Origin of the sequence: Barnesiella intestinihominis YIT 11860 (assembly GCF_000296465.1) — a bacterium.
In the GTDB taxonomy this organism is placed as follows: domain Bacteria; phylum Bacteroidota; class Bacteroidia; order Bacteroidales; family Barnesiellaceae; genus Barnesiella; species Barnesiella intestinihominis.
The window spans coordinates 407563-420739 of record NZ_JH815204.1 but is presented as its reverse complement, the minus strand read 5'-3'; the positions used below and the strand labels follow the sequence as shown (position 1 = coordinate 420739).

General features: G+C 41.0%; 8 protein-coding genes and 1 pseudogene. 3 read left to right on the top strand and 6 right to left on the bottom strand.

Translation table 11 applies throughout. The features are described from left to right. Nucleotides 1-371: 371 nt before the first annotated feature. The 3 genes and pseudogenes from HMPREF9448_RS06560 (at nt 372) to HMPREF9448_RS06550 (ending at nt 4469) form a co-directional block, all read left to right on the top strand. The gene (locus HMPREF9448_RS06560) at nt 372-1256 is read left to right on the top strand and encodes a helix-turn-helix domain-containing protein (protein WP_008861801.1); all 885 of its coding nucleotides are present in this window, start codon (nt 372-374) and stop codon (nt 1254-1256) included. A gap of 156 nt (nt 1257-1412) precedes the next feature. Next, nucleotides 1413-3697, top strand: a pseudogene (locus HMPREF9448_RS06555) (NADP-dependent malic enzyme). 4 nt (nt 3698-3701) lie between these two features. Next, nucleotides 3702-4469, top strand: a complete 768-nt coding sequence (locus HMPREF9448_RS06550) for an EFR1 family ferrodoxin (RefSeq protein WP_008861798.1) — start codon at nt 3702-3704, stop codon at nt 4467-4469. A 17-nt stretch (nt 4470-4486) separates the two neighbouring features. On the opposite strand, the gene HMPREF9448_RS06545 is transcribed toward HMPREF9448_RS06550, so the two are convergent. From HMPREF9448_RS06545 to HMPREF9448_RS06520, 6 genes are read right to left on the bottom strand one after another with little or no spacing between them, the layout of a single operon-like run. After that, complete coding sequence (locus HMPREF9448_RS06545) at nt 4487-5245, bottom strand: YaaA family protein (protein ID WP_008861797.1); 759 nt, start codon at nt 5243-5245, stop codon at nt 4487-4489. Between the two features lie 7 nt (nt 5246-5252). After that, entirely contained in the window at nt 5253-7136 is a 1884-nt protein-coding gene (mutL, locus tag HMPREF9448_RS06540; protein WP_008861796.1) for a DNA mismatch repair endonuclease MutL, read from the bottom strand. A 14-nt stretch (nt 7137-7150) separates the two neighbouring features. Continuing rightward, on the bottom strand, nt 7151-8770 hold the full coding sequence (locus tag HMPREF9448_RS06535) for an OstA-like protein (RefSeq protein WP_008861795.1): 1620 nt from the start codon (nt 8768-8770) through the stop codon (nt 7151-7153). An 11-nt stretch (nt 8771-8781) separates the two neighbouring features. Then, nucleotides 8782-10137, bottom strand: a complete 1356-nt coding sequence (locus tag HMPREF9448_RS06530; RefSeq protein WP_008861794.1) for a peptidylprolyl isomerase — start codon at nt 10135-10137, stop codon at nt 8782-8784. Nucleotides 10138-10144: 7 nt separating this feature from the next. Further along, nucleotides 10145-11035 (bottom strand): peptidylprolyl isomerase, encoded by an 891-nt coding sequence (locus tag HMPREF9448_RS06525; protein ID WP_008861793.1) that lies wholly within the window; start codon nt 11033-11035, stop codon nt 10145-10147. A 49-nt stretch (nt 11036-11084) separates the two neighbouring features. Continuing rightward, nucleotides 11085-13025, bottom strand: a complete 1941-nt coding sequence (locus HMPREF9448_RS06520; protein WP_008861792.1) for a peptidylprolyl isomerase — start codon at nt 13023-13025, stop codon at nt 11085-11087. Nucleotides 13026-13177 lie beyond the last annotated feature (152 nt).

Below are 13177 nucleotides of genomic sequence, written 5' to 3'. Positions count from 1 at the left end.
ATATTCCAAGTCGAGTTAAAATTTTATATTAAAAATTATTAAACACAACTTATTGATAAATTTAATCAATACCTACATAAAACCTTTATAACCCCTATAAACAGGGATTTTTCAAACACATTTCGAATGCTACAAATTTAGGCATAAACTCTGTATAATAGCTGGAAAGAATGAAAAAATAAAATAAATAAAAATTATATCCTTCATTCTATTACAAATTCTCTTTCAGAGATTTTATTTCGGCTGCAAATATAAATCCATCTTTACATACAAATGAGTCCTTTTATCCCCCTATTCAGGTCTATTTTTCTCATTCAAGATTATTTACAAGACAATTAGACTATTTTTGCTCCGAAAAAATAAAAATATTTATGACCATTCACATAACCGATATTCCCAACGAGAGCTTCAATCATTACAAACATGTTTTACATGTCGATAACGAGTTCGCTTTGATAGAGATTAATAAAGATAATATTTCGGATTTATCAAAATTCAACTATCCTTACAAAGCAGAAGCATTCACATTATGTATTGTCTTGAAAGGTTGGGTTAAAGGGAAAATAAATTCCATAGAGTATAACGCAATCGCTCCTTGCGTAATCAGCATTTATCCCAATCAAATTTTACAACACGATAGTAACAGCGAAGATTTTTATATCATTTGCATTGCTTTTACCAAAAACTTCGCCAGCAATATCGCATCGTATTCCAAAAATGAAATTTTATTATTAAGGTTCCCCCGGCAGGACAATATATCTCATCATTTATCTCAGGAAACTTTAACTGCATTATTGGACTATTGTGCTTACATAAAAAAGATAATAGCCGATACTGATAATCCTTTCCGAATAAAATCGATACAACACCTTACCGTAGCACTTTTCTATTCGACAGTTTGGAAACAAATAAGTTCTTACAAAAAAAACGAAAAGACAAGAGCCGACTATATTACCTACGAATTCTTAGATTTGGTAGAAAAAAATTTCAAAAAATATAGACAGTTGAATTTCTATGCCGACAAGCTATGTATTACAGCCAAATATTTATCTACAACCGTAAAAAATAATAGCGGCATATCGGCTAGCGAATGGATAAAGAGGTATGTCATTTTGGAGGCTCAAAGATTACTCAAAAATTCAAGTATGACGATTCAGCAAATCAGCAATGAACTGAACTTTCCCTCGCAAACTTTTTTCAGTAAATATTTTAAACATCAAATCGGATTATCACCCAAAGAATATCGAAAGAGCTGATTCCCCTTGTAAAACTTTTATTTTTAAAGAAATGTTTTTCTTAACATAAGAGATGGGATAAATTTGCTACATTTGTACTCGATATGCTTACAAAATAAAAGTAATTTAACTTTTAGGAATACAAATTAAACAGACGAACCACTAAATAGTATACTTATGTCAAAAGTTTCAAAAGAAGATGCCTTAAAATATCACAGTGAAGGTAAAGCCGGAAAAATAGAAGTAATCCCTACCAAACCTTATAGTACACAACGAGACCTGTCCCTAGCCTATACTCCGGGAGTAGCAGAACCGTGTCTCGAAATAGAACAAGATGCGGAAAAGGCGTATGAATACACGGCCAAAGGTAATTTGGTAGCAGTCATTTCCAACGGGACGGCTGTATTGGGTTTAGGCGACATCGGTGCTTTGGCCGGAAAGCCCGTCATGGAAGGGAAAGGCTTGCTATTCAAGATATTCGCAGGTATCGACGTATTCGATATTGAGGTCAATGAAAAAGACCCTGACAAATTTATTGCCGCAGTAAAAGCCATATCCCCCACTTTCGGAGGTATAAATTTGGAAGATATAAAAGCTCCCGAGTGTTTCGAAATAGAAACCCGATTAAAAGAGGAACTAAATATCCCCGTTATGCACGACGATCAGCACGGAACAGCGATTATTTCCGGGGCCGGACTTTTAAATGCTCTCGATATACAAGGGAAAAAAATAGAAGAGGCGAAACTCGTCGTTAACGGCGCCGGAGCCGCAGCCAGCTCTTGTACGAAATTATACATGGGATTGGGCATTAAAAAAGAGAACATCGTCATGGTGGACAGCAAAGGGGTCATCAGCACCAGCCGCACCGATTTGTCGCCGGCAAAAAAGCAATTCGCCACCGAACGAACCGATATAAAGACCTTAGCCGATGCCATGCGCGGAGCGGATATTTTTCTGGGACTTTCCGTGGCCGATGTCTTGACAACAGAAATGGTACAATCCATGAATGAAAAGCCCATCGTATTCGCATTGGCCAATCCTAATCCCGAAATATCTTACGATAAAGCAATGGCTTCTCGCAAAGATTTGATATTCGCTACCGGTCGGTCGGACTATCCCAACCAAATAAATAATGTATTGGGATTCCCTTACATTTTCAGAGGAGCTCTCGATGTTCGCGCTACCGCCATTAACGAAGAGATGAAACTGGCCGCTACGTATGCCATTGCCAAACTAACCAAAGAACCTGTACCCGATGTTGTCAACTCGGCCTATGGAATAAAGAGACTTTCGTTCGGTCCCGAATATATTATCCCCAAAGCTCTCGACCCCAGACTATTGACCGCAGTAGCCCCCGCAGTCGCCAAAGCAGCGATGGACTCTGGTGTCGCCCAGCATCACATCACCGACTGGGATGCCTACAATGACCGGCTGAAAAAGCTGATGGGATATGACAACAAGATGTTACGGGAATTTACCGAAATGGCCCGCAAAGAGCCCAAACGTGTCGTGTTTGCCGAAGCCAATCATGCCAATATGTTACAAGCGGCTTCTACGGCAATGAAAGAGGGTATTTGCAAACCTATTTTATTAGGGAACGATGAGTTAATAGGGAAGTTGGCAGAGTCCATAGGTGTAGATTTATCGGGCATGCAAATTATCAATTTGAGGCATCCGAACGAAGAAGACCGCCGTATCCGCTACGCACAGCTTCTTACAGAAAAGAGACAACGCGAGGGCATGACCTACGCCGAAGCTCATGAAAAGATGTTCGACCGCAATTACTTCGGTATGATGATGGTCGAAGCCGGAGAAGCCGACGCCTTCATCACAGGCACATACTCCAAGTATGCAGAGACTATACAGATTGCGAAAGAGGTTATCGGTATACGCGAAGGATACAAACATTTCGGAGCCATGCACATCATGAACACCAAGTGCGGGACTTATTCCTCGCCGATACACTCATCAATCGGAAACCAACTACCGAAACATTAATCGACATTGCAAAATTGTCCTATGACTCTGTAAGGTTTTTTGCCAAAGATCCTGTTATCGCTATGGTATCCTATTCTAACTTCGGGTCGGATAATCAAGGAAGTCCCCTAAGAGTACACGAAGCCATTAAAATTTTACACGAACAATATCCCGAAATCATCATCGACGGAGAAATGCAAATGAACTTTGCCCTCAATAATAAACTCCGAGACAAATCGTATCCGTTCAACAAGCTGAAAGGGAGAGAAGTAAATACGATTGTTTTCCCGAATTTAAGTTCGGCGAACTCGGCTTATAAAATGATGCTGGAAATGGGTGTGGCAGAGTCTATCGGCCCGATACAAATGGGATTGAACAAGCCTATTCACTTCACCGATATTGCCAGTTCGACGAGAGATATTGTCAACCTAACGACTGTCGCAGTTCTCGATGCCATTGTTCAGGAGCGTAGAAACAAACAATAAAAAAATGCACATCGTTTATTTCAGCCCGACGGGTGGAACCCGAAAGGCTGCCTATATCATCGGCAAAGAGATAGACCCTCAGGCTACAGAAATAGATATTACCGACCATACACGGCAACAGAACTCTTACGAGCTAAATGGGGAAGACACCCTATTAGTGGCTGTTCCTGTGTATGGAGGGAGAGTTCCTTCCGTAGCCATAGATCGACTGAAACGTATAACCGGGCATAACACCCCGGCTATACTCGTGGTCGTCTACGGGAATCGGGATTACGACGATGCTTTACTTGAATTAAAGACAACGATAGAATCGAACGGATTTCAAACCGTTGCTTGTATCGCCTGTATTGCCGAGCATTCTATCATGAGGGTTTATGCCAAAGGTCGTCCGGATTCTGACGATGAAACGATCTTAAAGAATTTTTCAGAACAAATCAAAACTAAATTGGTGCAACTGAAAAATGGAGAGAGTTTCACAGAAATACAAGTGAAAGGAAATGCTGATTATAAAATATATAACGGAGTACCCCTGAAACCTCGTGCCGGTAAAAAATGCACACAGTGCGGGAAATGCGCGGCATTATGCCCCACTAACGCTATTCCCCAAGAGAATCCCCGAATGACGGACGAAAGCCAATGTATCTCTTGCATGAGATGTATCGCCGTCTGTCCTCAAAATGCGAGAAAAATAAATCCACTGAAATTATTTCTATCTATTCGGGCTTTCAAGGAAAAATGCGAAACAAGAAAAGAACCGGAACTATTTATATAACAAGACAACAACGCTGATTAAACGACAAATACAGGATTATTTTCTCTCGAATGTTCGGGCGAAAAGTGGAAGCCCTCTGCCGAGAAAGAACAAATATCGTCGGGGTGGGATATTTTGTTTTTTAGAATATAACGAGTCATCGCCCCTCTCATCATTTTCGCATATATCACGATTGTCTTAAACCCGTCGCCTTTATATACTTTAAATTCGGGAGTAATTACTCGTACCCTTTTATTTATTCGAGACCAATCGAACGATTGCTGGATTTCACGGCTCGCCAAATTGACCAATATTCCACCAGCCGCTTTTGTATCGTCAATCAATTTATCGGTTAAAAGCGGCTTCCAATATTCCGAAACAGGAATACCCATCGAAGGCAATTCAACAGTATATTCCATGCGGTAGGGTTTTATTACATCGAGCGGCCGAGTCAATCCGTAACAAGCCGATGCCATACGCAGATGATTCTGAGCATATTCAAAATCGGCCTCGGTAAAATCGGCCGGCGAAATGTAACGAAAGACAATACCGGTATAGGCCAAAAGAGCCGGTAATCCATGCACGTCGGGCGAATGAAATACATTATATCTCTCTTTCGTCTGCAAGGCCAAATTACGATTTATCCCCAGCATACCCGACAGTTCTTCGACCGAATAACCAGCCATTTCCATCGCTATATGCTCGGCCTCATTTTTATATAACGGAACGGTAACAAAAGGGACAGTAGTTCTACTACTCCCTACCATCGTTTTTGCCGGAGACAACAAAATCAACATAACTCAATCAATTAAACCGTTTCTGCAACTCGTCATACGAGATGATAATAAAAACTGATTTGCCTTCGGGCGTATAAGCCGGTGTTTTCAAAGATAACAAATCATCGACCATAGACGACATTTCTTCCTGAGAAAGAGACTGTCCCACCGGTACAGCAGCAGTCTCGGCCAAAGTCCAAGCCATACGCTTTTGCAACGAGGCCTTTGCATCATGTTCTTTCTCCGAAGCAGTTACAAGCATTTGCCCAATAAGGTCTCGTACATCTATCCCTTCTATACCGGCCGGTATCGCATTGATAGAATAGCTATTCTGCCCCATATCGGCTAAATCGAATCCAAGTGCTATCAATTCTTCCCAGATTCCATGTAAAGTTTCTGATTGAGAGACCGTCAATTGCATGATTTCGGGGAACAAAACACGTTGCGAAGCCATTTCGCGAGAGGATATTCCCGCCATAAAACGCTCAAACAAAATTATGCCATGAGCCCGATGTTGATCTATCACCATTAACCCCTCAGTCGAAGAAGTCATAATGTATTTCCCTTTCAACTGCAACACAGTCCTACCGCTTTGATTCAGTTTCGACTCGAACTCAGGAAAAACCGATTGTTCCCCTTCACTAGAAAAATTAGAAACATATCCATCAGAGAAATCCAATTTAGACGGAAAATCGTTGTCTGAATCGGGCTGAACGGTCGAACCTTCTTTTGTATTGTTAAAGCTGCTATAAAGCTGCTGCCAATCATAGTTCGGTCTCTTCACAGAAGAACCGCCACCTCCTGCTCGAAAAGGATTATACGTCGTATCCACATGAACCGTAGGGGGAAGAACATGTGTACCCGGCTTCGATGTTGGAATTTCCGGTGCATCTTCCATATCGAAATCGATAGAGGGAGCCGTACTGAATTTTCCCAATGCTTCCTTTACAGACGCAGAAAGAATTTGCCAGATGGGCTGCTCGTTCTCAAATTTTATTTCGGTCTTAGTCGGGTGGATATTCACATCAATCGTCTCGGGATCGACCGTAAGATTGATAAAGTAATTGGGCATTTCACCGACCGGTATCAAATGTTCGTAACAAATCGTCACCGCTTTATGAAAATATGGATGGCGCATATACCGGCCATTTACAAAAAAATATTGTAATGCTCCTCTTTTGCGAGCAGCTTCGGGACGCCCCACATAACCCGAAATCTTCACCAAAGACGTTTCCGTTCCCAAAGAAAGTAACTGCTGATTAAGACTCTTACCAAAAAGTGCAACAATACGCTGCCTCAAATTGGTAGCCGGCAAATTATACAATTCCGAGTCATTATGGACGAGAATAAAACTAATCTGAGTATTAATCAATGCCATACGCTCAAACTCATTGAGTATATTGCTCAATTCCACCTGATTGGATTTAAGAAATTTACGTCGTGCTGGCACATTAAAAAAGATATTTTTTACCGCAAAATTACTCCCCACAGGAGTAGAAATCGCCTCCTGCCCTTCACATTGGGAAGCCGACATACGTATACAAGTGCCTACCTCATCGTCGACTCTGCGCGTACGAAGCTCTACCTGAGAAATAGCGGCGATAGAAGCCAACGCTTCTCCTCGAAACCCCATCGTACGTAGCGAGAATAAATCGTCGGCCGAACGAATTTTAGAAGTCGAATGACGTTCGAAGGCTAACCGGGCATCGGTCGGAGACATTCCTTTGCCGTCGTCTATCACCTGAATAAGAGTACGTCCTGCATCTTTCAAAATAATCTGAATAGACGTAGCTCCCGCATCGACAGCATTCTCCACCAATTCTTTAATTACCGAGGCCGGACGTTGTATCACTTCTCCAGCTGCAATTTGATTAGCCACAGAATCGGGCAATAAATGTATGATATCACTCATAATTCGACCAAATCTTAATGATTGAAGCGATGTTTTTTCTCTTCAACAACTTCTATTTTCACTTCTGGTTTTCGAAATATGTCTTCGGGGCTTACCGGCCTCAAATCACTATACCATTTATAGGCCGGTAAATATAGCTGCTCGGGCTTTATCAAGTCCAACGGAGTCATGCTTCCCTGCGGTTGAGGCCAAATAATTATCTTCTCCATCTGCTGATTTTTCAAGTACATTCTCAAAAATCCGCTTTCGGCTTTATTCAGCCCTGTCAATGTCGAATCCCGTTCCTGAGGATAGAAAATCGTTTGAGCATTGCCATTTACATCTATTTGACGCAACTGCCCTTGCTCAAACCATGCTTTCAACTCCTTACCGGAAACTTGATCATAAAAAACAGAATCTTTATGCTGTGCAGCAAAAGCAGACCCGGGAATCAAGGCCCAATCGACCGTACTGTCATTCATGTGTATACGAATCGTATCTCCGGTTATCTGATAATTTTCATTCCAAATGATAGGGAGTTTATACATGTGAAGGAGCGAATCTACCGACGTAAACTCCATAGAATCACAAACTCCCTGCGCATCTATCCTAAAAAATCTCACACCATGATAGGCCTGCAAAAGACGGGTGGAATCGGGCAATACCAAGTGAGATTTAAGAGTATCGGCATGCAAATACAACGTATCGCCTCGCGAAAACTCCAACAAGCGTGCCGAATCTGTCGCAAACGAATACTCGGTTCTTTCATTGTAAAAACCATATTGTCCTTCCATAATCACCGAACGAATGGAGTCGTTGAGCACCATATTACCGAACACTTCGCCGAATCCCGATCTCCTATCGTAAAAAATCGTATCCCCCGTAAGGCTCTGTCCTTTCGACGTAACCAAAGAACGATCCAAAAGCATCGATTTATCAGTTTCGGTATTATACCAACCCGCCGACGAATAAATGATATTACTATCCGACACAATAGTCGAAGGACCCACAATATCGGCAATCTTAGTCTGCGTATTATATTCGAGCGTATCGGAATATAATGTATATTTTTCATTCACCAACTGCACATCGAAATTGAAGACCGACTGTTTGGTATCGGGGGAATATTGACCATATACAGAAGTCAATTCATTCTGAGAATCAACCAATTTGCCCCCATCGAAATAATAGCCGATATTCGGAATCATCTCATAATTCAAACTATCGGTAAACAAAGTTACATCTCTGTTTTCCATGCGCACATTATTCCGCAGTCGAGCTATCTGCTCATCTCCACGATAATATAACACATCTCCATAAATAAACAGAGTATCGCCCTGCTCCATGCGAACATTACTAAATGCATCGAGTGAGTTGTCTTTTTCATAAAAATATGCACTGTCGCAGTACATATACATACTATCTTTCCGAAAGACAACATTTCCCCTCAATACTCGATAATCGGCACTCTGCTCCTTATCGAAAGTAAGTTCGTCACTATTCACCAAGTACACTTTATCGGGATCGTCCTGTTTAGGAAGTTTTTTTTCGGGAGTGCCCGATGCCGCCCACATACCAAGAGTAAGCAGGCATAAAATACCAACCAGTATTTTATGCCTTCTCTTTTCATCTCTTATTCTTTTTTGATGCCCCATTGGAGTCGATCTTATTTCTTTATCCAACCGTCATACTTAAATTCGCAGTTTCGCCAACCTTCTTTTATGCGGATATATGTCTCGCTCTGCTTCTTAGCCAACCACTCATTCAATATATCGGTCTTCTTCTTTTCCTCTACAATAGCTTTTAAGGTTTGATAATCATCAGACATATTGGCTTTATGTCCATCTATTCTGTTTTTCAGCTTTACGATTGCAACCACCTCTTTATTTTTACGTTCGTCGGTCATGACAAACGGTTTCGAAATTTCGCCCACCTTCAAATCGGCAACCACCTTAGCCACATCTTGGGGCAATTGTCCCATTTCGAACTTAGAATTTCCGGTTTGAGGGTTTACCATAAGTCCCTTGTTATTGCGAGTATCCTTGTCTTGCGAAACATATTGGGTTATTTCATCGAACGATATTTTCTTATCTATCAAATCTACCCTCAACGAATCGAGACGAACCAAAGCATCGGATATATCTTTCTCGGAAACGTGCGGACGAAGTAATATATGCCGAACATTTATACGGTCGCCTCTCTTCTCTATCAACTGTATAATATGGTAACCATATTCGGTCTCCACAATTTTAGAAACCTTCTTCGGGTCATTCAAGTTAAACGCGACATTGGCAAACTCCGGCACCAAATTGCTTTTGCTCACGAAGCCCATTTCTCCCCCCATCATGGCAGATCCCCGATCTTCGGAATAAAGAACCGCAAGAGTAGAGAAATCCCGCTCGCCTTTATTTACTTGTTCGCTGAAATCACGCAATCGAGCTTTCACATTATCTATTTCCTGCTGCGGAACCTTAGGATTCAAAGTAATAATTTGGACTTCTACCTGCATGGGAATATAAGGAATACTGTCGGCCGGCAATTGATTATAAAACTTACGCACCTCGGCCGGTGTGGTTTTTACATCTTTTACCAAATTTCGTTGTACTTCCTGTACGGTTCCCTGATCACGAATAACATTCGCCAACTCTTCACGAATTTCGGTTACCGGCTTTTTAAAGTATTCTTCCATTTTTTCCTTCGACCCGATATTAGCGATCAGATAATTGATACGAGCCTCTACTTGTTGAAAAACAGTAGCATCAGGAACTGTAATCGTATCCAGTTTCGCCTGATGCAGAAAAAGTTTCTGCACGGCAAGCTGTTCGGGTATTACACAATAAGGATCGCCATCAATACGTTGTCCGTCGTATTGCATTTGTCGATATTGCTCTTCAACCTCAGACTTATAAATAGCTTCATCTCCTATTATCCATACAACCTCATCGATAACATTGTCATCGGAAAAAGCCGGCAAAGACACCGCCATAAAGAAAAATAAAAGCCAATCAGTAACTTTACACATAATTCAATTATTTTATACTCTCTTTTTCAATAGATTTCTCACCTTTATACAACCACTTTATATCACCCGACTTCTCGGCATCCCGATACAGATTTTCTTCCAGCTCCCGATCAAAGTTCAACCGATTGCTATTTGTCAAAATTTCCTGAATTTGAGCCCGAGCAAAATCATAAGGCATTTCTTCTCCCGGCAAACGATATTCTGTAATATTCAGTAAATACCAATATCCGTTTTTATTAAATTCCAACTTATGATGTGTCTTTAAAAAGGATTCAGCATCTCCAAACTCGTATGGAATATTATTGACGATTTCTTCAAACAGTATCCACTTGTCATAAAAGTAGTCATAGATCACCGCATTTTTCAAAGCATATTTCTCGATCTTTTCTACTCCATCGGGATTTGTAGAACAATACCATTTTTTCAACTGTCCAAGATTGGGCGTATTCTCCGGTACTTTAAGAAACAACCCTTTCAAGATGGCTTCATGCAAACGAAACATTTCTGAGTTTCGCTCATAATAATCCAGCATTTCTTGTTCATCAAAAGACTTCGTCACCCGTTCATTAACCAATCTCTTACGATATTCGAATATGACTAAATCTCGTCGGTATTTCTCAACCAATGCATCAATACGTTCTATATCGGGAATATTCTTTTGTGCCATTCGATATAATAATACATCACAAATCCATCGACGGATATACTTGTCGGCAAAATCGGTACTATCAGCGCGCGAAAGTCCCTCTGGCATGGCATCGGCAAGCTCTTGACGCGATAGTATTTCATCGCCCACTTGTACCAATGAATTTTCATCGCTCTGTAACCCACTTCGGCATGCCGTAAAAAGGCATGCCGAAAATGCTGCGCATAATACTATTATCGAGACTTTATACATCTATATTACCTACATAAATATCCGCTAAATTACAACTAAATAATGGCAACTACGGCCTATTAACTGTTTTTAGGACATCTTCATAGATTTCTACCGGATATTTTTTATTGAGTTTCTTCACCCAAACTTTTTCAAGGTAAGTTTGGTAATCGGCCGTCACTTGTCCTCTCACATCGGTATACGCTTCCGGCATTTTCTTCAATAGTTTACCAGACACAAAAGCTATCGGCAACTTCTCATCGGCTTTCACCGGAGCTCCCTTAAATACCAATTCGTCAATTTTTTCATTATCTCCCTCAACAAACAAACCTCGTTCCACTTTTACTCTTGTTAAAGAGTCGGTATTGAACTCTCGATTCAACACGACGATTACAGAATCGTCATCGAGTTCTTTAATCCGGTTCTTTATGCCATCGGCGGTAGCCGCATCACAGCATTGAATCAAAAATCCTTTATAATGAGGTTTATCCCATTTGTATTTTTTCCTATTTTTCTTGAAAAACTTCTGCAAGCCCTCGGTATCTTTCGATGCTTTTTCCCAAACTTCCCTATTGCTAATTTCAAACAGCAACATGCCGTCTCGATATTCATTCATCAAATTGCGAAAATCGGGATACTTATCTTCCAAATGAGCCTTCTCGAAATCTAATATTTCCATATCGGCCATATAACCAATCATAGTCGAAACATAATCGGGTGCATTGACCGTCACATCACGGCCTTTGGACAAAAACGAGGCAAAATCGGCCACTGTATATGAATGGTTCTCAAATGAGAATAAAACACTTTGGTCATTATGAATAGCCGCTATATAAGAAGAATCGACTTTACCTAAATCGCCAGCCAATTTCATCAACTTCGCCTGCTGCGATTCTTCCAAAGAAAAGCCATAATCATTTTTCAATTTAGCCACCATCGCATTACGAGCCATGCTACCTCTTTCGTCTCGTGCCATCATTCGCGTAATCTCCGAGCGCATTTGTTCAAATGGCTTAATATCCCGCCGGTCCATTAACTTAATGATATGCCAACCATAGGGAGATAATACAGGCTCTGTAATATCTCCTTTATTTTTAAGAGCAAATGCAGCATCCTCGAACTCTTTTACGAATTGTCCACTACTCACCCACGGTAATTCTCCACCTCGTACGGCAGAAGCCTTATCCTCCGACCGCTCCTTTGCCATCGTAGCAAAATCGGCTCCCGACTTCAATTCTTCATAAATGGCTCGTATCTCGGATTCTTTCTGCGCTTTTACTTCATCAGAAGCACCACGAGGCACCAATATCATGATATGGGAAAATAGAAACTCTCCCGGATTGGGACGACGACTATGTACTTTTATAATGTGATATCCGAACTGGGTTTCCACTATATCGGAAACTTCTCCCGCTTGTAATGCGAAAGCAGCCTTTTCAAAAGGATAAACCGTACGTCCGCCTCTAATAAATCCTAAATATCCCTTATTCTGCCTCGATCCGTCTTCACTGAATTTCTCTGCCAACATTCCAAAGTCTTCACCCGCCTTGATTTTAGCCAATACCGATTCGGCTTTTTTCTTTGCCTCGGCTCGGTCCTCAGGAATCCGAGCATTCAATCCTATGAGAATATGGCTTACCTCCACATCTTCTTTCATTCGGTCATAAGCCTCATGTGCCAAACGGTCATCAACAGAAGCATCGATCAAATAGGGTTTAGCCAACTCTTCTCTATACCCCGCCAATTCATTTTTAAATGCCGAAGTCGTATCAATCCCCATAGCTTCGGCCTCGGCAACTTTCAACTTGTAGTTCTTAAATAGTGTAACGTATTCATCGAGAGATTTATGATCGATTTGTTGCTGGCTGTTCTTATTATAGATATACTCAAATTCCGATTTGTGAATATCTTTATTATTCACTCTCATAATAACAGGGTCGACATCGGTAGCCCACCCTCCAAACCAAGAATTTCCGGCAAGCAAAGCCGCTAAGAGCCATTTGTTTTTCATTGTGTTATGCACTACATTTTATTGAGACTTGATAGTCCCGAGTTATCAACAAAAATAATACACTATTTTAACGCTTCAAATATAAGAAAATTATATCGTAATCACTAAAATAGTGTATTCTTCCCAAAAATAAAAATCCACCTTCCTTATCG

Bases quoted from the DNA above. Each gene is read 5' to 3' on its own strand.
- HMPREF9448_RS06560 (WP_008861801.1), top strand. From the start codon at position 372: ATGACCATTCACATAACCGATATTCCCAACGAGAGCTTCAATCATTAC.
- HMPREF9448_RS06550 (WP_008861798.1), top strand. From the start codon at position 3,702: ATGCACATCGTTTATTTCAGCCCGACGGGTGGAACCCGAAAGGCTGCC.
- HMPREF9448_RS06545 (WP_008861797.1), bottom strand. From the start codon at position 5,245: ATGTTGATTTTGTTGTCTCCGGCAAAAACGATGGTAGGGAGTAGTAGA.
- mutL (WP_008861796.1), bottom strand. From the start codon at position 7,136: ATGAGTGATATCATACATTTATTGCCCGATTCTGTGGCTAATCAAATT.
- HMPREF9448_RS06535 (WP_008861795.1), bottom strand. From the start codon at position 8,770: ATGGGGCATCAAAAAAGAATAAGAGATGAAAAGAGAAGGCATAAAATA.
- HMPREF9448_RS06530 (WP_008861794.1), bottom strand. From the start codon at position 10,137: ATGTGTAAAGTTACTGATTGGCTTTTATTTTTCTTTATGGCGGTGTCT.
- HMPREF9448_RS06525 (WP_008861793.1), bottom strand. From the start codon at position 11,035: ATGTATAAAGTCTCGATAATAGTATTATGCGCAGCATTTTCGGCATGC.
- HMPREF9448_RS06520 (WP_008861792.1), bottom strand. From the start codon at position 13,025: ATGAAAAACAAATGGCTCTTAGCGGCTTTGCTTGCCGGAAATTCTTGG.